At 49.4% G+C, this 22,150-nt stretch carries 18 protein-coding genes and 1 tRNA gene; 15 read left to right on the forward strand and 4 right to left on the reverse strand.

Annotated elements, in window-relative coordinates; genetic code table 11:
* Nucleotides 1-65: 65 nt before the first annotated feature.
* Both EJL91_RS23890 and EJL91_RS23895 read right to left on the reverse strand, forming a co-directional pair.
* Nucleotides 66-2,306, reverse strand: a complete 2,241-nt coding sequence (locus EJL91_RS23890) for an ATP-binding cassette domain-containing protein (protein WP_125144488.1) — start codon at nt 2,304-2,306, stop codon at nt 66-68.
* Between the two features lie 4 nt (nt 2,307-2,310).
* Nucleotides 2,311-3,684 (reverse strand): MATE family efflux transporter, encoded by a 1,374-nt coding sequence (locus EJL91_RS23895; RefSeq protein ID WP_125144489.1) that lies wholly within the window; start codon nt 3,682-3,684, stop codon nt 2,311-2,313.
* 235 nt (nt 3,685-3,919) lie between these two features.
* Here EJL91_RS23895 and EJL91_RS23900 point away from each other — a divergent pair, with 235 nt between their 5' ends.
* Nucleotides 3,920-4,783, forward strand: a complete 864-nt coding sequence (locus tag EJL91_RS23900) for an AraC family transcriptional regulator (protein ID WP_125144490.1) — start codon at nt 3,920-3,922, stop codon at nt 4,781-4,783.
* A 41-nt stretch (nt 4,784-4,824) separates the two neighbouring features.
* Complete coding sequence (locus EJL91_RS23905) at nt 4,825-5,385, forward strand: YdeI/OmpD-associated family protein (protein ID WP_125144491.1); 561 nt, start codon at nt 4,825-4,827, stop codon at nt 5,383-5,385.
* 160 nt (nt 5,386-5,545) lie between these two features.
* Here EJL91_RS23905 and EJL91_RS23910 read toward each other — a convergent pair whose 3' ends face one another.
* Together EJL91_RS23910 and EJL91_RS23915 are read right to left on the reverse strand one after the other, a co-directional pair.
* Nucleotides 5,546-5,740 carry a GNAT family N-acetyltransferase gene (locus tag EJL91_RS23910; RefSeq protein WP_125144492.1) on the reverse strand — a complete coding sequence of 65 codons (195 nt, stop codon included), beginning with the start codon at nt 5,738-5,740 and terminating at the stop codon, nt 5,546-5,548.
* Between the two features lie 289 nt (nt 5,741-6,029).
* Nucleotides 6,030-7,364: an IS110 family RNA-guided transposase gene (locus EJL91_RS23915; protein ID WP_125144493.1), complete on the reverse strand. Its 1,335-nt coding sequence runs from the start codon at nt 7,362-7,364 to the stop codon at nt 6,030-6,032.
* 699 nt (nt 7,365-8,063) lie between these two features.
* On the opposite strand from EJL91_RS23915, the gene EJL91_RS23920 reads away from it, so the two are divergent.
* The 13 genes from EJL91_RS23920 (at nt 8,064) to EJL91_RS23980 (ending at nt 21,793) form a co-directional block, all read left to right on the forward strand.
* Nucleotides 8,064-8,741, forward strand: coding sequence for a response regulator transcription factor (locus EJL91_RS23920; RefSeq protein WP_125144494.1), 678 nt, complete (start codon nt 8,064-8,066; stop codon nt 8,739-8,741).
* Nucleotides 8,738-10,429 carry a sensor histidine kinase gene (locus EJL91_RS23925; RefSeq protein ID WP_125144495.1) on the forward strand — a complete coding sequence of 564 codons (1,692 nt, stop codon included), beginning with the start codon at nt 8,738-8,740 and terminating at the stop codon, nt 10,427-10,429. The genes EJL91_RS23920 and EJL91_RS23925 overlap by 4 nt, the downstream gene beginning before the upstream one ends.
* 280 nt (nt 10,430-10,709) lie before the next feature.
* Nucleotides 10,710-12,800 carry a glycogen debranching protein gene (locus EJL91_RS23930; protein ID WP_206429547.1) on the forward strand — a complete coding sequence of 697 codons (2,091 nt, stop codon included), beginning with the start codon at nt 10,710-10,712 and terminating at the stop codon, nt 12,798-12,800.
* 129 nt (nt 12,801-12,929) lie between these two features.
* On the forward strand, nt 12,930-13,427 hold the full coding sequence (locus tag EJL91_RS23935; RefSeq protein ID WP_125144496.1) for a hypothetical protein: 498 nt from the start codon (nt 12,930-12,932) through the stop codon (nt 13,425-13,427).
* A gap of 25 nt (nt 13,428-13,452) precedes the next feature.
* Nucleotides 13,453-15,609 (forward strand): protein translocase subunit SecF, encoded by a 2,157-nt coding sequence (secF, locus tag EJL91_RS23940; RefSeq protein ID WP_125144497.1) that lies wholly within the window; start codon nt 13,453-13,455, stop codon nt 15,607-15,609.
* Nucleotides 15,610-15,781: 172 nt separating this feature from the next.
* Entirely contained in the window at nt 15,782-16,495 is a 714-nt protein-coding gene (locus tag EJL91_RS23945; RefSeq protein ID WP_125144498.1) for a C40 family peptidase, read from the forward strand.
* Nucleotides 16,496-16,747: 252 nt separating this feature from the next.
* Nucleotides 16,748-16,975: a hypothetical protein gene (locus EJL91_RS23950; protein WP_125144499.1), complete on the forward strand. Its 228-nt coding sequence runs from the start codon at nt 16,748-16,750 to the stop codon at nt 16,973-16,975.
* A gap of 171 nt (nt 16,976-17,146) precedes the next feature.
* On the forward strand, nt 17,147-17,455 hold the full coding sequence (locus tag EJL91_RS23955) for a rhodanese-like domain-containing protein (RefSeq protein WP_125144500.1): 309 nt from the start codon (nt 17,147-17,149) through the stop codon (nt 17,453-17,455).
* 135 nt (nt 17,456-17,590) lie between these two features.
* Entirely contained in the window at nt 17,591-18,757 is a 1,167-nt protein-coding gene (locus EJL91_RS23960) for a THUMP domain-containing class I SAM-dependent RNA methyltransferase (RefSeq protein WP_125144501.1), read from the forward strand.
* Nucleotides 18,747-20,471, forward strand: coding sequence for a lectin like domain-containing protein (locus tag EJL91_RS23965; RefSeq protein WP_243125549.1), 1,725 nt, complete (start codon nt 18,747-18,749; stop codon nt 20,469-20,471). The genes EJL91_RS23960 and EJL91_RS23965 overlap by 11 nt, the downstream gene beginning before the upstream one ends.
* Nucleotides 20,461-21,084: an RdgB/HAM1 family non-canonical purine NTP pyrophosphatase gene (gene rdgB / locus EJL91_RS23970; protein WP_125144502.1), complete on the forward strand. Its 624-nt coding sequence runs from the start codon at nt 20,461-20,463 to the stop codon at nt 21,082-21,084. The genes EJL91_RS23965 and rdgB overlap by 11 nt, the downstream gene beginning before the upstream one ends.
* The gene (locus tag EJL91_RS23975; RefSeq protein WP_125144503.1) at nt 21,062-21,562 is read left to right on the forward strand and encodes a metallophosphoesterase family protein; all 501 of its coding nucleotides are present in this window, start codon (nt 21,062-21,064) and stop codon (nt 21,560-21,562) included. Before rdgB ends, EJL91_RS23975 begins: the two co-directional genes overlap by 23 nt.
* Nucleotides 21,563-21,718: 156 nt before the next feature.
* Nucleotides 21,719-21,793: transfer RNA gene (locus EJL91_RS23980), tRNA-Pro, on the forward strand.
* Nucleotides 21,794-22,150 lie beyond the last annotated feature (357 nt).

Here is a 22,150-nt window from a genome sequence, read left to right on the forward strand (position 1 = left end):
TATATCATAAAACAGGGAAGAATTCCGCAACGGAAATTTTCCCTGTTTTTCTATTCGGTTGATTTTTATTTAAGCGACGCCCGCAGGCTGTCTGCCGTAAGCGTTTCTGCAGTCATCGCCATGTCGGAAGGGGTTCCTGTAAATACTACCTCACCTCCGTTTTTGCCTCCGTCGGGGCCGATATCAATAATCCAGTCCGCCTGTTTAATTACATCGAGATTGTGCTCGATTACAACCAGGGTATTTCCGCGGGAGACAATGGTGTCAAACAGCTTTAACAGATTCTCGATATCCGACATGTGCAGTCCGGTGGTTGGTTCGTCCATGACAAAGATGCCGCCCTTTTTTCCTAGGTGCTTTGCCAGTTTGATTCTCTGGCGCTCTCCTCCGGACAGGGTGCTGAGCGGCTGCCCGAGCGTCAGGTAGGATAAGCCGACCTGCTGCATCACCTTCAGGTGCTTTTGGATTTTCGCGTTTTCAAACACTTCCATAGCCTGTGATGCGGTCATGCGGAGCAGCTCCACGATATTTTTCCCTTTGTAGGTGCAGGCAAGGGCCTTCTCATTATACCGCAGTCCGCCGCAGGCCTCGCATTCCGTTACGATGGGGTCCATGAACGCAAGCTCAGTCACAATGACGCCCCTGCCTCCGCAGACCGGGCAGGCTCCGGTGGAGTTGAAACTGAACAGTCCCTCCGGCTGGCCGTTTTCCGTTGCCAGCAGCTTCCTGATTTCATCAAAAAAACCGAGGTAGGAGGCGGGCGTGGAGCGGTTTGTAGCCGTGATGGGGCCCTGATCGACCATCACGATATCATCTTCATACAGACTGGCAAATACCCGGGAGATCAGGGTGCTTTTTCCGGAACCGGCAACTCCTGTTACAACGGTCATAATTCCCAGCGGAATATCCACGTTGACATGCTTTAAATTGTGCAGGCAGGCGTCCCGGATTGGGAGGCGCCCTGTCTGCGGACGGGGGTTCTGTTTGATAGGCAGGGAGTGGAGCATGGCCCGGCCCGTCAGGGTATCGGAGCGGAGTAATTCCTGATAGCTGCCGGCAAATACGATTTCACCGCCGTTTTGTCCTGCCAGAGGGCCCACATCGATAACATAATCTGCGATCGAAATTACATCCCTGTCGTGTTCAACCACAAGCACCGTGTTACCCTTATCACGAAGCTGCCGGAGCAGATTGTTCATGCGGTAGACGTCGCGGGGATGCATCCCTGCGCTTGGCTCATCAAAAATATAGGTCAGTCCGGTCAGGCTGCTGCCCATATACCGGACCAGTTTAAGCCGCTGCGCCTCCCCGCCGGAGAGGGACGGGGTTTCACGGTTCAGATGAAGATAAGGCAGGCCGATTTCTATCATTCGGTCCAGTCCTTCTATGAGGGCCTGTACCAGCAAAGCTGCGGCCGGTTCGGTGATTTGAGAGAGAACAAAACGAAGCTGTGTCAGTTCCATTTCACACATATCCGCAATAGAGTATCCGTTTATCTTGCAGCTCAGGGCGGTTTCATTCAACCGCTTTCCGTGGCATTCGCCGCACTCTGTCCAGACAGTCAGATTCTGTGATTTTATTTTTGTATGCCTGCTTTTATCACTGATGTCGCGGTTCAGGAGCGTCTTCGTGTATTTATGGAATATCCCGGTTATCTTCGGGTTTTCCGGTTTTCCCTTGCCGTCGCGGGAACCGTACAGGAGGAGATTATATTCCTCTTTTGAATATTCTTTAACGGGCTTGTCGAGATCAAACAGGCCGGACTCGGCGTACTGCCGCCAGTACCATGAGCCGGGAGAATACAGAGAATCACGAACACAACCCTGATTCCAGGACTTATCGGGATCGAGGATGGCCCCGACATCCACCCGGGTGATTTTTCCAAGGCCGGAACACGTTTTGCACATCCCGGACGGATCGTTAAAGGAGAAGCAGGAGGCCGTGCCCGCATAGGGAGTCCCTATTCTTGAAAACAGCAGACGCAGGCTGGAATAGAGGCCGCTTATAGTTCCCGCCGTTGAGCGGGCGTTACCGCTCAGCGGTGACTGATCCACCACAACGGAAGCGGTCAGATTGCCGATCCGCTCCACGGCCGGTTTCGGATACTTCGGCAGCCTCGACCGCACAAATGCCGGATAGGTAGCGCTCATCTGACGCTGCGATTCGGCTGCAATGGTATCAAAAACAATACTGGATTTGCCGGAACCGGACACTCCGGTAAACACGGTGATTTTTTCTTTGGGAATCGTAAAGGAAACATGTTTCAGATTATTTTGGGTAAGTCCCTGTATCATGATGTCATTCATTTGATCACACCTCTTTCTGTTTGTTTTTTATATCGCTTAAGAGCATAAGCGCAGCGGCCAGCGAGGAAAGCAGGTCGGCTGCCGGACTTGCGAAAAGAATCCCGTTAAGCCCCAGGAAACGGGATAAAATATGAATCAGGGGTATCATCAGAAGGAGCGGGCGGAGGACGGAGAGCAGCATTGCTTTCATTGCCTGTCCGGATGCCAGATAATACTGGGAGGTCACGATCTGAAAACCGGCCGCAGCCATGCCGAACAAGAAGATACGCATGCACCGGATGCCAAATTCCATATACGCCGGGGCGTTTATCCCGAATAACCGCAGGAGACTTGACGGAAAAACTTCACAGCCAATCCACCCAATCAGGGAAATAACGGTTGCTGCGCCCAACGCTTTTTGGAATGTTTCTTTCACACGTTTTTCCAGACCAGCTCCCCTGTTGAAACCGATGATGGGCTGCATCCCAAGCGCAATCCCGACACAGACGGCAACTACAACCGAATTCACTCTGAGCACGATGCCGACGGCGCTGAGTATTTCTTCACTGCTCAGACTCTGCGTGCCGTACTGCACAAGGGCCTTGTTAAGTTCAATCTGAAGGAGAGCTGAGGCGGCCTGTATCATACAGGCCGGCAGTCCAAGAGCGGTAATCTGCCCGCAAATCGGCAATGAGGGGAGGAGATTCCTCCGTTTTAAGCGGATGCGCCCCTTTCTCAAAAAGTGAATCACCAGAATGACTGCCGATAGGATTTGTGAAGTTACGGTAGCGATAGCAGCCCCTTTGACACCCCAGCCCAGAATGAAGATATAGACCGGATCCAGAATCAGGTTCAGTGACACCCCGGCGAGGAGACAGCCCATGGCGAGGACGGGACTTCCATCGGCTCTTGCCATGCTCGATAGTACGATTGCCGTCATGCTGAAGGGAGCGCCGATTAAGATGATGGGGGCGTAATCCAGTACATAGGGCAGTGAGGCGTCCGTCGCGCCGAAGGACAGGACAAGAGGTTCAAAAAAAGTCAGGCAGACCGCCGTGAACAGTACCCCAATGACGGCAGACAGCGTAAATACGGTGCCTAGTGTTTTTTCGGCTTCCTCATTTTTTCCTGCCCCCATGCTGATGGAGGTGTAGACACAGCCGCCGATACCGAGCAGGGTGGCGGCAGCCAGCAGGATGGTAATGAACGGGAATGTTACCGTAGTGGCGGCAATGCCGAGATAGCCGACTCCCCGTGCAATAAAAATTTGATCTGCCAGATTATACAGCGCGTCGATCAGCATAGATAAAACGGATGGAACGGCAAATCTTAAGAGCAGTCTGCCGATCGGCGCGTCGGCGAGAGGATTGCCCTCCCTGGTTCTAAAAGTTTCTTCCATAGTATTCCTCCTCTGAATGACAGGTAGAGATATCTGCGTATTCATTCACAGTTAACTATACCTGCATTACAGCGTATCAGATTTGCGGCCTGCATTCATGACATTTTTTGCTTATATTTGGTAATAGAGAGGTAAACTGGAATATGATATAATGTCCCCATAGTGCATCAATTGTACAAAGCAAAATACAGGCGCAAAGTTACGGCAAAGGTCTTATTTACATGGAGGTGGCGGCGTGAAAGAACTATCCCCCTTAGAGAGGGCGGTCGAATATATCGAAACACATCTGGACGAGCATATCGGTTTAAACGATGTGTCGAGGGAAACAGGATATTCCTACTATTATATGACGCGGCTGTTTTCTTCCGTATTAGGCGAGTCGGCCGGCCGCTATATCAGCAGGCGCAGGCTGTACAGGGCATCCGAAAAACTTCTCCACACCGATAAGAGGGTCATCGACATTGCGCTTGAAAGCGGATTTGAATCGGCGGAGGCATTCAGCAGGGCGTTTAAAGCCGTTTTTGCGAGCAGTCCGGTGGAATACAGGAGAGCGGGCGTTGATTTGGTAATGAATGCCAAGAGAGAACTGGAGCCTGGGGATGTCTGTCATATTGCAAATAACATATCACGGGAACCTGAAATAATTTGGATGGAAGAGATGAAAACCGCAGGCATCAGGGGGACTACCTCTCTTTTCGACAACCGGCTGCCGGAACTGTGGGAGCGCTTTTTGGCACTGGATAAAAAGAATTCCGGTTCCGGGGAAATCAGGTATTGCATCTGCGAAACACAAAAGACCTCATATACAAAAAACGGGGACGTATTATTTTCGGTAATGGTGGGCCGCCGGGAAGCGGATTATAATAATCTTCCGCCGGGCATGGCCGGAAAAACACTGCACGCCGGTAAGTATGCAGTGTTTACCCATCGGGGGGATTTTGGAAATCTATATAAAACGTATCAGTATATTTTCGGGACATGGCTGCCTGCGGCGAAAGAGGAACTGGACGACAGGGAGGATTTTGAACAATATGAAAGGGCGGTAATATCACCTGATGATCCGGACAATGAGGTGAAAATATATATTCCGGTAAAATAGATATTGCAGTAAAACAAACAGGGAGAAAGAGGGGATTTACGATGAGTGAGATGTTGGAGTTTTCAAACAGAGAGGACTTTAGAAAATGGCTGAATGTCAACTGCCTGACGGATAAAGGCTACTGGCTGCTGCTCGGCAAGGCAGGCGGCCCGAAAACGGTAAAGGCGGGGGAGGCGTTGGAGGAGGCTCTCTGCTTTGGCTGGATTGACGGGCAGATGCAGAGCATTGACGACATAAGCTATAAAAAATATTTTGCAAAACGCAGAGAAAATAGCAAGTGGTCGGAAAAAAATAAGGCGCTGGCAGAAAAGCTGGAGAAGCAGGGCATTATGACCGATTACGGCAGGAAGAAAATAGAAGAAGCCAAAAAGAACGGCCAATGGGATGCTCCCAAAGCGCCCGTGATTGGGGAGGAGGAGATTATGGCTCTTTCCGGCGTGTTGAAAGAATATGAACCTGCATACAGCAACTTTCTCGCGATGTCACTATCGGTAAAGAGGACCTACACCCGTGCATTTCTCGACGCAAAAACAGACGCAGGGCGGGAAAAACGCATTGCATGGATGGTTGACCGGCTGAATAAAAACTTAAAGCCGATGTAGCAACTTAATGCCAAACGGCTGGAAATCGGGGAATTTCCAGCCTACAATCTTTTCCTCAGAATCCTTAAAATTCTCCCTTTCATAAAATCTTAAAGCATTCAAATTCTGGCTCAATACATCTACTCTATATACTCGGAGCCCCTGTTCCTCCCCCAGTTTTTCACGCCTTCCAACCTTCCAACAGCTTTTTCCCTATCCCGTTTCCGCGTAACGATTCCTGAACGATAAAATCCATCAGACAGGTATAACGGTGGGGAATAATACTTTTATAGACGGGAGTCTGTTTAAACTCCCGATTCAGATCACGGTAAAGCGCCAGAATTGTCGCTATATCATTGATTGTTGCCGGCCTCACTTTCTCATGGTACGCACTCCTTTCACAACCGTATGGTACGGTGATAGAAAGACCGCGACAATACCTGCCCCGTGCTTGCTTGACGAAAGAGAGAATCAGCCCCTGAAGACGACGGACGGGGCAGCACCCTTCGCTGAGTCTTCAGTCCCGTCGACAACCTGCCCGGGGAAGTCCAGCTAAGAAATGTCAAGTAGGAACTTAAATAAATTAAATATTTTTCGCTTCCTACAAAAGGGTAAATTTAATAAGCCCATCTACATGGGAACCTATCAACTTGTTTCGTGATTCATTAGGCAGCTCCCTCAATCGATGCAGGGTGCTCTGCCGTATAGCGGCTGCAATGTTCCTGTGGTGTGATGATCTCAAACGGCTTGTTATCCCGGAGCATCGCAAAAATAATATTACAGATTTTATGCATGACAGCCCCAACCGCAACATTCTTTTTCTTTCCCACACATTTACGGATATAGTAATCGTAAATGACCGGGTTTACCGGTGATTTTGTACCTTTATCCATCTTCAGGTTGTTTACGGCAACCATATGCAGGACGCGCCGTGCGAGGCTTGAACCCCGTTTTGACATATGGACATTATCCCCATGAAACTTGCCGGACTGCTTCACGGCAGGATCCAGGCCAAAGTAGGCGTACAGCTTTTTTGGCGAAGTAAACAGGTCAAAATCACCCATTTCCGCAATCAGGACCACAGCACTCAGGAAACCGACCCCGTGCAGGGACTGCAGAAGGCAGAACCGGTCATAGGCAGGCTTTCCCTTCAGCTTATCCATCGCTTTGTGGAGCTCCTCCAGTAGGGAATCCAGATGCTTCTGGTACTCCAGATAGGTTTGTATGTACAGCCTGATCCGGAGGGCGTTGCTGGGAAGGGCCCGTCCAAAGACAGCTGCATCCCTGGCCGCCGCGCAGATAGCATCATATTTGGAAAGGGCATATGCATCCCCAAAACGGGATATACCCTTAATCATTTCTATGATCTTCTCTTTTGGGGCGGCAAGCATGTCTGAGGCGAGTGGGTATTCAGCAAGCAGCTTAAGTGAAGTCAGCGTGGTAATCTTGCTGAATACATGCAGATATGCCGGGAACGATACCCGAAGCTCTGCATGCAGCTTTAGGACAACTGCGGATTGCAGATCTTTGAAGTAATAGTAGTCACGGGCAAGGTTCCGGAGGTCAATGATGTCATCATCCGGGACAATCGAGGTCTTCAGGGAAGGATCCAGACCGATTTTTGCAGTCTTTCTTGTATCGAATTTGTCACTATGCAGTTTCCTTATGTTCAGATTTGTGCTATTCTTAGTGATGATAGGATTAATGACCGAGCAGTCAAACCCCTTATCACGAAGGAAGTACAGGAGTGGGATGTGGTAGATCCCAGTGGACTCGAGGAAGCATTTGCTTTCAAGGGAATACAGCTCTTGTGCTTCCTTTATTTTTGCGACAGCAAGTTCCCTGGAAATCGAGTCCGTATGCAGGATCTTAGAAGGTTTTCCGCTCAGAGTGGCGTTTGGGAGCATGATGGACATCCAGGAAAAATCAGCGCCAACATCAAACCCGACGGAGAGATAGGAAATGCCTTTAGGCATCGGAAGTGTTTTTTGAACATGCATGGTCTTCTCCTTTCTGGCAGGATTCCATTTCCAAAAGGTGGATACACAACCTAGCGGCTTATACGGGTATGGCCTGAGGCTTCCCAACCAGCCAAAGCATAAATCACCACCGAATGGACAGACAGACTTCCTAAGAGGTTTTGCCGGCGAACTACCGCTGGTTCCCAAGGAGGGAACGTCGATCATCCTGCTCAGAATGATTATACCTCAATGCTAAGCCTGGTGCATCATGGAAACCTCAGACATAATAAAAAAATCGAACTGTAACGATTCATTTAGCAGTCATTCTTGACTACACCATTATTATACTAGGAGGGAGAAAACTTTCCGGAGGGGACCTTGGAATCCGCCGGTGCTTGCTGAGGTTTCTCACGAAGCTAGCATCCGTTGCGCATTCCACAAGCGGGAGCGAGTCCCCGTAGGAATTTTTTCTCCCGGATTCCCCCTCACCACACCCTAAAAACCGGGACAGAAGACTCACCTAACCCATCCCACCACCCCGTCCGCCATCTTACAGAGGCGTCCTCGCATCTCAACTAACTCCCCCACACTGTGAAATCTCTGTGAAACTATAGAAACTCCCTTTACAATCTGCTAAAATACAGGTAAAACAAAGATAAACAGCGGCTATCCGGCAAGACTCTATAAGAAAGGGCCGGATCAGCCCCTGATAATTCTGATAACACAGAGGTGAATAAGATGGAGATATTAAAAGTACTGGTAGTGGATGACGAGCCCAGAATGAGAAAACTGGTCAAAGATTTCCTTACGGTAAAGGGATTCCAGGTTGTGGAAGCCGGTGATGGGGAGGAAGCAATAGATGTGTTTTTTGAGCAAAAGGACATTGCCCTGATCCTTTTGGATGTTATGATGCCGAAGATGGACGGCTGGGAAGTGTGCAGGACGATCAGAAAATATTCCCAGGTTCCGATTATCATGCTGACAGCGAGAGGGGAGGAACAGGATGAACTCCAGGGATTCAGTCTGGGCGTGGACGAGTATATTTCCAAACCGTTCAGTCCGAAGATTTTAGTAGCCAGGGTGGAAGCAATTCTCCGAAGGAGCAGCACCATGTCCCAGGAAGTGATCGATGTAGGCGGAATACACATTGATAAGTCAGCCCATCAAGTGATGGTGGATGGGAAGAATGTGGATTTGAGCTACAAAGAATTCGAGTTAATCACATATTTTGCGGAAAATCAGGGAATTGCCCTTTCCAGGGAGAAAATTCTCAATAATGTATGGAATTACGATTATTTCGGTGATGCCAGGACAATCGACACCCATGTTAAGAAGCTGCGCAGCAAGCTGGGAGAGAAAGGCGAATACATTAAAACCATCTGGGGTATGGGATATAAATTTGAGGTGGATGGATGAGACATACGACGCTGAAATGGAAGTTTACAGTGACGTTTATCAGCATGATGGCCCTGTCCGTGGCGGCGACATGGTGCATTAACAACTGGTTTCTGGAGAGCTATTACCAGAATTATAAGATTGGCGTGTTGGAAAAAGCCTACTATGCAATTGATACCATCGTTCTGGAGGAAAAAGCAAAAGGCGGCAGCGCCCTGGAAGGGGCGGAGGACGAGCTGAGCAGCAGCGATCTATTTTCTGCGGACAAGACGGAGATTGAAAAGGGGTACGGCAGAGACAGAAATTCTTCAAAAAGAGACAGTGATGATTATGATATAAAGTCAGAAGAACCATCGGTTTCTTCAGAGGACGCCGGGACGAACGGGGACGATTCGGAGAGCGGCGTCGTCAAACTGGCGCAGCTGGTGCGCTATCTGAGGGATACGTCCAATATCACGCTGCTTATCTGCGACAGCATGAATGGCAACATTCTTGTGTCCTCGGTGAAAGATATTCAAATCATGAAGGACAGGGTCAGCCAGTATATTGTAGGAAAGAACGCGCCTCACAGGGAGATTATGGAGGAGCATGAAAACTACATGATCCAGAAGACCTATGACCCCAGAACCAAAACATTCTATCTGGAAAGCTGGGGATTCTTCTCCGACAACGGAACCATTTTTATTATGACAACCCCGTTAGACAGCATCCGGGAAAGTGCGGCCATATCCAATCGCTTCCTGATGTACGTGGGAATTGCCGTGATTCTGGTCGGCAGCATCATTCTCTACTTAATTACAAGCAGAGTTACATCCCCAATCCACGAGCTGTCACGGCTTTCTGAAAAGATGTCCAATCTGGACTTTGAGGCAAAATACAGGGAGACGAGACATTCAACCGAGGAGATCAGCACGTTGGGGAACAGCATGAACGTGCTGTCGGATAAGCTGAAGGAGACGATTGGAGAACTGAAGTCGGCTAATATCCGGCTGCAGAAGGACATTGAGGAAAAGACGCAGATTGACGAGATGAGAAAAGAATTTATTGCCAATGTCTCCCATGAGCTGAAAACGCCAATTGCCCTGATACAGGGATATGCCGAAGGACTGACGGAAGGAATGGCGGAGGAAAAAGAGAGCCGCGATTACTACTGCGAGGTTATCATGGATGAGGCCGGCAAGATGAACAAGATGGTAAAACAGCTTCTGACCCTGACCGCCCTGGAATTCGGCAATGAGCATACGGCCATGGAGCGGTTTAATCTGACGGAACTGATCCAGGGAGTCATATCGGCCGTAGGCCTGATACTCCAGCAGAAGGAAATTACCGTTGACTTTAGCTATACGGAACCGGTCTATGTCTGGGGCGACGAATTCAAGATAGAGGAGGTAGTGACCAACTATCTGAACAATGCCGTTAACCATGCAGAGGGTGAGAAAAAGATTGTCATCCGCATGGAACCGGACGGCAAAGAAGTGATGGTATCCGTATTCAATACGGGCCAGCCTATCCCGGAGGCGGATATTCCGAATCTGTGGACCAAGTTCTTTAAGGTAGACAAGGCGAGAACGAGAGAATATGGAGGAAGCGGAATTGGGCTTTCGATTGTGAAGGCAATTATAGAGTCCCATCATAAACAATATGGAGTCAGAAATCTGGAGGACGGAGTGGAATTCTGGTTCACACTGGACTGCGGCAAGGATGCCTGACGGCAGAGAATAAAAAAGGAGAAGGAGATGCAGGTGTTTTTGGAAGGAGAATGGGGCCGTCCGGAAACACCTGCCTCCGCGTGAGGCTATGTATGAAAAAGAGGGAAAGACAAAACAGCCGAAAGAGGAAATTATGATTGCGGGAGCAGCGGCAGGACAGGAAAGAGCAGCGCAGGAAATAGAAGGACAGGAAATAGAAGGACAAGAAACAGCAGGCCGGGACACGGAAGAACCGGCGGACTGCGCGGGCATAATCGCGCCCGATGGGGAATGTGAGCAGATGGAACCTTTAGATGAGGTGAATGGTTTCAGGATACGTCCGGGACTATATGGGAGCAATGGGTCCACCGCTCTTCCGGGAGCCGTCAATTTTACCGTTCATTCCCACGGAGCTTATTCCTGTGAGCTGCTTTTATATCACAGGATGGAGAACAGCCCCTATGCCGTCATCCCGTTTCCTGAGAAATACAGGGTGGGGAATGTCTACTCCATGATTGTGTTCGGCCTGAAAATCACGGAATTTGAGTATGCCTACCGTCTTGACGGTCCCTGGGATCCGGCAAAGGGGCTGCTCTTTGACAGGACCAAACCTCTTTTAGACCCGTATGCCAGGGCGATAACGGGACAGAGCGTCTGGGGCGTGAAGCGCGGTGACGAGGACCAGTACCATGCGAGAGTTGTGAGAAATAACTTTGACTGGAAGGATGTGTTCCGCCCAAAGCTTTCGATGTCCGATTCCATTATCTACGAGATGCATGTGAGAGGGTTTACGCACCATGCTTCATCGGGGGTGGAAAATCCCGGGACATTTGCCGGCCTGATGGAGAAAATTCCATATCTGAAGGAGCTGGGAGTGACAACGGTGGAACTGATGCCTATCTTTGAATTTGATGAAACGCAGGACAGAAGAGCCGTTGGCGGTAAGACGCTCTGTGACTTCTGGGGATATAATACGGTGAGCTTTTTTGCGCCAAACACCAGTTATACGGCCGCGGATGAATACAACCGGGAGGGTGAGGAGCTGAAAACCCTGATCAAGGAACTGCATGAGAACGGCATGGAGATTATTTTGGACGTGGTTTTCAACCACACCGCCGAAGGCAATGAACACGGGCCGGTGATTTCTTTTAAAGGGTTTGACAACAACATCTACTACATGCTCACCCCGGAGGGCTATTACTATAATTTCAGCGGCTGCGGCAACACATTAAACTGTAACCACCCTATTGTGCAGGAGATGATAGTGGAATGTCTGCGTTACTGGGTGACATCCTATCATGTGGACGGGTTCCGGTTTGATTTGGCCAGTATCCTGGGCAGAAATGAGGATGGGACGCCGATGTCCAACCCGCCCCTTTTAAAAAGGCTGGCCTTTGACCCACTGCTCGGCGATACGAAGCTGATTGCGGAGGCCTGGGATGCGGGAGGCCTCTACCAGGTCGGAAGTTTCCCGGCGTTCTGCCACTGGGCTGAGTGGAACGGGAAATACAGGGATGAGCTGAGGAGTTATTTAAAAGGAGAGTACTGGCTGGCGCCGCAGGCGGTGAAGAGAATTATAGGTTCCCCTGATCTGTACCGCTCGGATAAGGAGTACCAGGGATATAATTCATCCGTCAATTTCATTACCTGCCATGACGGATTCACCCTGTGCGATCTGTACTCTTACAACCAGAAGCACAACGAGGCTAACGGATGGAATAATACGGACGGAAGTGACGACAACAGAAGCTGGAACTGCGGGACCGAAGGGCCGACGGATGATGAGACGGTCAACCGCCTGAGGATGAAGCTGATGAAGAATGCCTGTGCCGTCCTGATGTGCAGCAGGGGTACGCCGATGCTGCTTGCGGGAGATGAGTTCGGCTTTTCCAAGCAGGGTAATAACAATACATACTGCCAGGATAATGAGCTGTCCTGGCTGGACTGGGGACTGATTGAGAAAAATCGGGAATTATTTTTATTTTTCAAACAAATGATATATTTTAGAAAAAAACACCGCTCCATACGCTGTGAACTGGGGGCGGCCAAATGTGGTTTCCCCTCTGTCGGCACGTATACATCCGAGGCCTGGGATGCATCGGTCACCAACGACACAAAAACCGTAGGCATCCTGTTTGCAGGGTACGACGAAGAGCAGGAGGCCGACGATATCGTCTTCCTGGCCGTAAATCCCTACTGGGAGGAACAGGTCATAAGACTTCCCAAACTGCCGGCCCATTATGCCTGGAGTGTCGAGGCGGACACATCGGACGAAGGCGTCTCCGATGGCGCTCTTCATGCCGCCTCTTATGCCGCGGCGGGAAACGAACCGTGCCGGATTGGAGCGCGTTCCGTCCTGGTTCTGGCCGCCTCCGAGCGAAGGCCGGATTAGACGGTGTCTCTGTAAACAAAACGATAAGAAAAGAATAAGACAGCCGCACGGAATTGACATGTTCCGTGCCCTGTGCTATATTTCGCATATCAAAATTATGTTTAATACGGCAGACAGGGGGCGACGCGAATGAAGGAGAAATCTTGTACCAGGATTCTATCACTTCTTTATCCGTTCATCCTCTGTCTGCTCTTTTTATCTTTCGGGCCGGGCGTCTCTCATTCCTTCCCTGTTTTAAGCTTCGCGCATTTTGCCTGCGGAGCGGCGGGGGGAAACGGCGCCGGGCCCGAAGGCATTTCCGGGGCAGGCTGGCGTTCACCTGACGACGGATATGCCTTCATACCGGCAGCAGGCCCCGTCTCATGGAACCAGAAGAACGGCCAGAAAACGGGTCTGTACTTAAATGATGAAGAAGAACTTGAGGAGGATGGCCGGTGGCCGTTCGAGGGCGGTGACGGCGCCCCGCTTTTTCCGGTACCTTTTTCCCATACTTTTACCGGTCTCGGAGGAAATCTCTGCTATTATCTTTACACCGCGCTCCTGCACATGGGCAGCGCTCTTTGTATTGTCTGCATTCTCCATAAAATGGATGGAAAGAAACGGATTGCTCCTGTAGTGAGACTGTAAATTAATACGACACAGGAGGAATAACGTGAAAAATAAAAAAAATCATATCTGGATAGTGTGTGCCATCATCGCTGTCTTTGTTTATGCTGCGGTTTTTGGCTGCGGAAACGATATTAAAGGAATCGGACAGATGCGTTTCGGTATCGATATCCGGGGCGGAGTAGAGGCCGTGTTTGAACCGGCCGGGGATTATGAGCCTTCAGAAAGTGAACTGGAATCCGCCAGGGATGTAATTGAAGGAAGGCTGGACGCTAAAAACATATTGGACCGCGAGGTGACGGTGGATAGAAAAGCCGGACACGTCATCGTCCGTTTCCCATGGAAATCGGATGAAAAGAACTTTAACCCTGAAGAGGCGATAGCAGAACTTGGAGAGACGGCCAGGCTGACGTTCCGGGATGAGCAGGGTAATATCCTGGTGGAGGGAAAAGACGTGAACGGCAGTGAAGCCGTCCGCGATCCGAATACCGGGGAGAGCGTCGTGAGCCTTTCCTTTGACCGCGCGGGAGCCGAGGCATTTGCAGAGGCCACGAAAAAACTGACCGGGAAACGGATTGGGATTTATATGGACGAGACCCTGATTTCCGCCCCGGTTGTTAAGCAGGTTATTACCGAGGGAACGGCCATGATAAACGGCATGGATTCCCCGGAGGAGGCCAAGGCCCTGTCCGAAAAGATACGTGCCGGAGCGCTGCCGTTTTCGATGGAGACGACTAATTATAATACGATAAGCCCTACGCTGGGAAACCAGGCGCTGAAATCCATGGCCACGGCCGGAGCGCTTTCCATGGTCCTTATCTGCCTGTTTATGATGATTTATTACAGGCTGCCGGGAGCCGTAAGCTGTCTGACCCTGCTCTTCCAGATGTCGCTTCAGGTGCTCGCAATATCGATTCCCCAATATACAATCACGCTGCCCGGTATCGCAGGCCTGATCCTGTCGGCCGGAATGGCGGTGGACGCCAACATAATCATCAGCGAGCGCATCAGTGAAGAACTGAGAAATGGAATGACGGTCAAACAGGCGGTGAGAAGAGGATATAAAAATGCTTTTTCCTCCGTTCTGGACGGAAATATCACGACGGCAGCCGTGGCGGCAATCCTGATGTTTTTCGGATCGGGAACGATGTTGAGTTTTGGCTATACGCTGCTTACCGGCGTTCTCATCAACCTGTTTGCAGGCGTCTGGATGTCCAGGACGATCCTCAATTCCCTGACCGAGTATCCGTTCTTCGGCCGGATTACAATGTTCCGGAAGAAAAAACAGAAAAAAGTGCTGGGATTTTCGAAGAAGAGAAAATGGATTCTCCTTTTTACCTGTTTTGTGCTCCTTTCGGGAACGGCCATCAGCGCGGTAAACGGAATGAAGCTGGACACACAGTTTACGGGAGGCGTTATCCTCAAATATACATACGATCAGGAGACCGATACGGAGGCCGTCCGATCGGGAGTGGAGCGTGAACTGGGCCGTCCGGCCAGTGTGCAGACTTCGGAAGATCCGCTTACGGGAGAGAAAAAGCTGGTGCTGACGCTGGCGGGCAATAAGGGAATCTCGCCGGAGGAACAGGGACGCGTGACGGCCCTGCTGAATCATCAGGAGGGAGACTTTGCCCTGTCCGAGACATTTGCCGTAGAACCTTATATCGGGGCAAAGGCGCTGAAAAATTCGGTGACGGCGGTTGTGCTGTCCGCTCTTTTCATTATTATTTACATCAGACTGCGCTTCTCGTCTCTCTCCGGGCTGGCGGCGGGAGTGTCAGCCGTATTGGCGCTGATTCATGATATCCTGATCGTTGTCTTCATTTTCGGCATTTTCAGGATTCCGGTCAACGATGCCTTTGTAGCGGTGACGCTGACGATCATCGGTTATTCTATCAACGACACGATCGTGCTTTATGACAGGATAAGAGAGAATATGAAGGAGGCGGGCAAAAGGACCAGCCTGTCGGAACTGGTGGACCGGAGCATCACGGAGACACTGGGGCGTTCCGTCAACACGGCGCTCACGGTTGTAATGAGTATTTTTATCGTGTATATTTTCTCGGTCATTTACAGAATTGAATCAATCCAGGTGTTTGCACTGCCTCTTTTGGCAGGACTAATCAGCGGATGCTACTCATCCGTCTGCATTGCAGGTCCGCTGTGGGCGTACTGGGAGGAGAGGAAAAAGGCGAAATTATAAAATAAGTATAAAACATCCGAAACGAACTTGACAAAGATGAGAAAAGAAAATATAATAACAACGTAACATGATTTAACAATTGTGTAACATTTAGAAAGGAAACCTTAATAAATAGCAAGGTTTTCGTGAGAATTTAACTGAATATAGCAAATAACAATCAAGGGGTTTTTGGATGAATTTAAATAAGAGTATCAAATTTGTTGGAATGATGTGTATCTGCGGAATGTTTACGGTAGCCGGACCGCAGGCGGCATTTGCAGGACCGGCCGACGGCCTGGATGGAGATATGGTGGCAAAGATTGAAGCAGCCAATGCCTCCGTCTATGCAGAGGAGAATGAGAGTTCGGCAGTCGTTGCCACGGCACAGAAGGGCGGAATTTTCGAGGTAGTTGAGAACGGTTCCGACGGCTGGGTCCGAGTTGCGGCAGGAGATCAGGAAGGATACTTAAAGACAGACGGTATCACACTTGAAGATGCCGCCGATGCGGCGGAAGCAGCAGCGCAGGCACAGACGGCGCAGACCAACACCAGACAGCAGGTTGTGGATTACGCACTTCAGTTCGTAGGCGGCCGTTACAGATACGGCGGCAGCGATCCGCGTACGGGAGTTGACTGTTCAGGATTTACAAGATATGTGATGCAGAACGGAGCCGGAGTCAGCTTAAACCGTTCCTCAGGTTCCCAGGCCGTACAGGGAAGAGCGATCAGCGCAGCGGAGATGCAGCCGGGAGATCTGATTTTTTACAGTAACGGAAAAAGAATCAACCATGTGGCGCTTTACATAGGAAACGGACAGATTGTACATGCGTCCACAGAACGTACCGGAATCAAAACGTCAAACTGGAATTACCGTACACCTGTCAAAATTGTCAGTGTACTTGGTTAAAGGATGATATAGGAAGGGCACAGATACAGCGTTAAAGCTGCAGTCTGTGCCTTTTGTCTTTGATTAAAAATATTTAAATAAAATCTGACAGTACAAAAACAATCTTATAAATAAGCTTGACGCCTGCTTTTACATTGTTTTTCACATCGGCCCGAATTGTTACAAAAAATTGTAAATTGCCTTCATGAATATTTTGAAACAGCGGCAGCCATACTAACGGTGTAACAAAAAACAGCCTTGGAGGTAATGAATATGTCAAGCAAAAACAGCTACAACGATATGGACAACAACAGCAGCAAGAACAGTTCTCAGAACAACAGCCAGAACAACAGCCAGAACAAATCTCAGAACAGTTCTAAAAACAGCAGCCAGAACAGCTCTAACAACAGCAGCAAAAACAGCAGCCAGAACAACAGCCAGAACAGCAGCCAGAATTACAGCCAGAACAATTCCAGCAACTGTGACAGAAATAACTACTAAGTAAGTTAGGCTGGCAGATTCTGAGCCATTAGAGAGTATTCCTCTGCAGGGATTTATGTCCCGGGAGAGGAATACTCTCTTTTTCTTTGACAGAAGACATTCTCTCCTGCTTCGCAGGAACAAGTCTGTCCGGCAGGAATATAATATAGTAAAAGGGACAGGAGGTCTATTATGTATGAGACAATTCCGATCCAGCATCTGGACAGATGGCTGGAACAGGGATACGAGGGCAGGATTATAGATTTGAGAAGTCCATCCTCTTACTGTCAGTCCCACTTATGCGGTGCAGAAAATTATCCGTTTGACGAACTGATGGAGCAGCCGGAACTGCTTGACAACAGCCAGCCGCTGCTGTTTTACTGTGCGAGAGGAAGCGAAAGCCTGTTAGCCTGCAATTTATTTTACAGAAAAGGGTACCAGGTTGTAAATGTTGCAAATGGGCTTAGATTTTATAGGGGAAAGTACCTCACAGACCAGTAAAAGGGTTATTGACAGGAGCGATCTGGTAAACTAAAATAGTAATATTAATGGTAACTATGAAGGTGCTGAATGGTTGCTGCTAATGGTGATGAATAAACAACAAAATACGGATATGGAAAGAGAAGAGGACACATTTTGGTGCGATATGAACTGATAGCCCCCTGCCACTTTGGCCTGGAGGCTGTTTTGAAAAAGGAAATAATTGATTTGGGATATGAGATCACGGAGGTTGAGAACGGACGCGTCAGTTTTGAAGGTGACGCGGAGGCAATCTGCCGGGCTAATATTTTCTTAAGAACAGCCGAGAGGGTCTTGTTAAAAGTGGGCGGCTTTCAGGCTCTTACCTTTGATGAACTGTTTGAGAGAACCAGGGAGATTCCCTGGGAGAATTATCTTCCCAAGGATGCGAAATGCTGGGTGAAGAAAGCATCCTCCATCAACAGTAAACTTTTCAGCCCTTCGGATATTCAGAGAATCATGAAGAAAGCCGTTGTCCGCCGCATGCAGGCCGAATACGATCTGGAGCAGATGCCGGAGACGGGAAGTGAATATCCATTGAGGGTTTTCTTCTATAAAGACCAGGTTACGGTAGCCATTGACACGAGCGGCGATTCCCTTCACAAGAGGGGGTACCGGCAGCTTACGAGCAAGGCTCCGATCACGGAAACCCTGGCTGCCGCCCTCATCATGCTGACTCCATGGAAGAAAGACAGGATCCTGGTAGACCCGTTTTGCGGCAGCGGAACCTTTCCAATTGAAGCCGCGATGATTGCGGCGGGGATTGCACCGGGACTGAACCGTTCTTTCCTCTCCGAGGACTGGAAGAACCTGATTCCGAGAAAATGCTGGTATGACGCTATTGACGAGGCATCCGAAATGGTGGATGATACGGTAGAAGTGGATATACAGGGATACGATATAGACGGAGAAGTGATTAAGGCCGCCAGGGAGAATGCAAAACGGGCCGGAGTCGATCATCTGATCCATTTCCAGCAGAGACCGATCGCCGAACTGAGCCATCCGAAAAAATACGGCTTTATCATTTCTAATCCTCCTTACGGCGAGAGGCTGGAAGAGAAGAAAGACCTCCCTGCGCTGTACCGTCAGATTGGGGAGCGGTACAAGGCCCTGGATTCCTGGTCTATGTATCTGATTACCGCGTATGAGGATGCGGAGAGGGATATCGGCAGGAAAGCGGATAAAAACAGGAAGATTTACAACGGTATGATGAAGACGTACTATTACCAGTTTATGGGACCGAGGCCACCGAAAAGAAAAACAGGAGATACAGTTGAGGCGTAAACGATTATATATCGTTCTGCTGGTTCTGCTGCTCTTTTGCATTGCGGCGAAGAACCAGGCTTTTTTCACCCGTGAACAGGTAAAAAGGGGAGAGAAGCCGGGAAGCTGGAACAGCGGATGGTATTCCATTATATCGAAGGAAGTAAATGATAAAACCATTAAACTGAAGATTGACGGCCGCACGGTCAAGAGAAAAGGTCCTTCCGTAATTATGACGGAGGAAGGAAATTTTTTGGTTCCGGTGAGTATTCTGCAGGACTGCCTTTCCTGTTCGGCCAGGCTGTATGACAATTCCAGGCTGGTTATGGAGAAAAACACAATCCGGGCGGAGATGGTGGAGGGGACGCCCGAGATGGTTTTAAACGGCGTTACCGTAGCCCTGGAAGCCGGGATTGAAAAGAGGGACGGTGTTCTGTACGTTCCGCTGGAAGCGGTGGAAAAAGCGCTTTCCTACAAAAAAGAGTGGGACGTTAATGAAAACATCCTGGAACTTTCTTTTGAGGGAAAGGATGAGAGAAGTCTTCCTTATGCCTATGATTACCGCGAAACCGGGCGGGCGCCCAGGGTCAAGAATCAGGGCAGTTTTGGCACATGCTGGGCTTTTGCCTCTGTTATGGCGCTGGAGAGCAGGCTCCTTCCGGAAGCAGATTTGAGTTTTTCAGAGGATCATATGTCCATCAGGAACAGTTTCCATATGCGGCAGAACGACGGCGGCGAGTATACGATGTCCATGGCTTATCTGCTTGCATGGCAGGGACCTGTATATGAGGAAGACGACGAATACGGAGACGAGTATTCGCCTCCTGGGCTGAAGCCCGTGTGCCATGTCCAGGATATACAGATTATACCGAGCAAGGATTACGAGGCTATCAAGCGTGCCGTATATCTCTACGGCGGAGTTCAGAGCTCCCTGTACACCTCCATGGTGACCGGCCAGAGCGACTCGCGTTATTATAATAAGGAGCAGGGGGCATACTGCTATATAGGAACAGCAAAGCCGAACCACGACATTGTAATCATCGGATGGGACGACAATTATTCTAAAGAAAACTTTAATCTGGACCTGGAGGGTGACGGAGCCTTTATCTGCGCCAACAGCTGGGGCGGTGAATTTGGTGATGAGGGATATTTTTACGTATCCTACTATGACACCAATATTGGAATTCATAATATCCTGTATTCCAGAGTGGACGGCACGGATAATTACGACAATATTTACCAGACGGATCTCTGCGGCTGGGTAGGCCAGCTGGGCTATGGCAAGGAAAACGCCTACTTTGCTAATATCTATACGGCCGAAGAGGAAGAAGAGCTGTCCGCGGTCGGTTTTTATGCCACGGGGCAGGATACATCCTATGAAGTATATACGGTCACCGATGTGGAAGGAAGTGCACAGTTTGGCAGGCGGATGCTGGCAGCGTCGGGAACACTTAAAAACGCCGGATTTTATACCGTTGATTTAGACAGGCCGGTGGAACTTGCGGCCGGAAAGAAATTTGCCGTCATCGTCAGTATCAGCACACCGGGTTCTGTTCACCCGGTGGCGATAGAATACAATTCACCCGATAAAAACCTCCGCGTCGATTTAAGCGACGGCGAGGGGTACATCAGCTTTAAGGGAACGTCCTGGGAGCGGGTGGAAGAAGAACAGAAATGCAATGTGTGCCTGAAAGCATACACGAGAAAAAAAGAGGTTATGGAGAATGAAGAATAAAATTATATTTGCGACAGGCAACGAGGGCAAAATGAAAGAAATCCGCCTGATTCTTAGGGATTTGGGCAGAGAGATCCTTTCGATGGAGGAAGCCGGATTCAAAGGGAATATTGTGGAGAGCGGGACCACCTTTGCCGAAAATGCAGAGATCAAAGCCCGCGCAGTCTGGGAGCAGACCGGAGGAACTGTCCTTGCGGATGATTCAGGCCTGGTTATTGATTACCTGGGCGGGGAGCCAGGCGTATATTCGGCTAGATATCTGGAGACGGAACCATATTCGGTTAAGAACCGGGTTCTGATTCAGAGGCTGGAAGGTGCGGAAGGTGAGAAAAGAGCCGCCCGTTTCGTGTGCAATATTGCTGCGGTCCTTCCCGACGGCCGTGTCCTTCACACGCAGGCGGCAATGGAAGGGCTTATAGCCAGGGAGCCGGCCGGAGAAGGGGGGTTCGGCTACGATCCGATTCTCTACCTGCCGGAGTATGGAAAAACATCCGCCGAGCTTGCGATCGATGAAAAGAATAAAATCAGCCATCGCGGCAAGGCTTTGGAAATGATGAAAGAGGCGCTTAAGGCGGCCTTGGAGGGGAACGATGAAGATATTAATCGTAAGTGATACGCATCGCAGGGATGGTAATCTGCAGACTGTAATTGAAAAAACGGCGCCCTTTGACATGCTGATTCATCTGGGGGACGCGGAGGGCAGCGAGGATCGGATTGAATCCTGGTGCCGCGAACAGAACGAAAACTGCCAGGTCTATATGATATTGGGAAATAACGATTTCTTTTCCAATCTGGACAGAGAGAAAGAGATTGCAATAGGAGACTACCGTGTATTCCTGACCCACGGGCACTTTTACAGTGTTTCGGTGGGCACGGAGCGTCTGGCAGATGAGGCGAGGGACCGCAAGGTTCAGATTGCGATGTTCGGCCATACCCACAAACCATACCTGGACATCCGGGAGGATTTGACGATCCTGAATCCCGGCAGTCTCTCTTTCCCGCGCCAGGACGGAAGAAAGCCGAGCTACATGCTGATGGAGCTGGATCGGGAAGGAAAAGCGCATTATACAATCAATTACCTGGAGAACTGACACTGAAGGCCGTCCCGGTGAGGGCGGCAGAAAATTGTATTAATTACATGAAAAATATCTTTTTGAAAGACACAATTTATTATATAAAACGGTTGACAACCGGGACGGCATAGTATATAATAATTCATGCATTGCAGATGTTCTGCTATGCATATCCGGGGTGTGGCTCAGCTTGGCTAGAGCGCCTGGTTTGGGACCAGGAGGTCGCAGGTTCGAATCCTGTCACCCCGATTTTTGTTTTTCTAGGATATTATATTTTTCACGGTAAGACCTTCTAGCCAAATATCTGGCTTTCTCCCATTATTAGTATTTGAATACTGGTTAAGTAAGTACATGTAAGTGCAACCAATTAACAACACATGGCGTCGCTTCGGCTCCCTGACGTCTACAACTAATATAGAACGGTTTTTAATAATATAGAATGATTAAGTATGGAACTATGTTGCAATGACATAGTTCCTTTTTTATTTTACGGAGGATAATGATATGACTAAATTAGTAGAGAAAGAAAACATCTTAAAAACGAGGGTTACTGTATCAGCGGACGGAAAGAACACTTATGCCATCTCAAAAGCGGTTGAAGGATTA

The organism is Clostridium transplantifaecale, assembly GCF_900626075.1.
Lineage (GTDB): Bacteria > Bacillota > Clostridia > Lachnospirales > Lachnospiraceae > Otoolea > Otoolea transplantifaecalis.

Bases quoted from the DNA above. Each gene is read 5' to 3' on its own strand.
- EJL91_RS23890 (WP_125144488.1), bottom strand. From the start codon at position 2,306: ATGAATGACATCATGATACAGGGACTTACCCAAAATAATCTGAAACAT.
- EJL91_RS23895 (WP_125144489.1), bottom strand. From the start codon at position 3,684: ATGGAAGAAACTTTTAGAACCAGGGAGGGCAATCCTCTCGCCGACGCG.
- EJL91_RS23905 (WP_125144491.1), top strand. From the start codon at position 4,825: ATGAGTGAGATGTTGGAGTTTTCAAACAGAGAGGACTTTAGAAAATGG.
- EJL91_RS23915 (WP_125144493.1), bottom strand. From the start codon at position 7,364: ATGCATGTTCAAAAAACACTTCCGATGCCTAAAGGCATTTCCTATCTC.
- EJL91_RS23920 (WP_125144494.1), top strand. From the start codon at position 8,064: ATGGAGATATTAAAAGTACTGGTAGTGGATGACGAGCCCAGAATGAGA.
- EJL91_RS23925 (WP_125144495.1), top strand. From the start codon at position 8,738: ATGAGACATACGACGCTGAAATGGAAGTTTACAGTGACGTTTATCAGC.
- EJL91_RS23930 (WP_206429547.1), top strand. From the start codon at position 10,710: ATGGAACCTTTAGATGAGGTGAATGGTTTCAGGATACGTCCGGGACTA.
- EJL91_RS23935 (WP_125144496.1), top strand. From the start codon at position 12,930: ATGAAGGAGAAATCTTGTACCAGGATTCTATCACTTCTTTATCCGTTC.
- EJL91_RS23945 (WP_125144498.1), top strand. From the start codon at position 15,782: ATGAATTTAAATAAGAGTATCAAATTTGTTGGAATGATGTGTATCTGC.
- EJL91_RS23950 (WP_125144499.1), top strand. From the start codon at position 16,748: ATGTCAAGCAAAAACAGCTACAACGATATGGACAACAACAGCAGCAAG.
- EJL91_RS23955 (WP_125144500.1), top strand. From the start codon at position 17,147: ATGTATGAGACAATTCCGATCCAGCATCTGGACAGATGGCTGGAACAG.
- rdgB (WP_125144502.1), top strand. From the start codon at position 20,461: ATGAAGAATAAAATTATATTTGCGACAGGCAACGAGGGCAAAATGAAA.
- EJL91_RS23975 (WP_125144503.1), top strand. From the start codon at position 21,062: ATGAAGATATTAATCGTAAGTGATACGCATCGCAGGGATGGTAATCTG.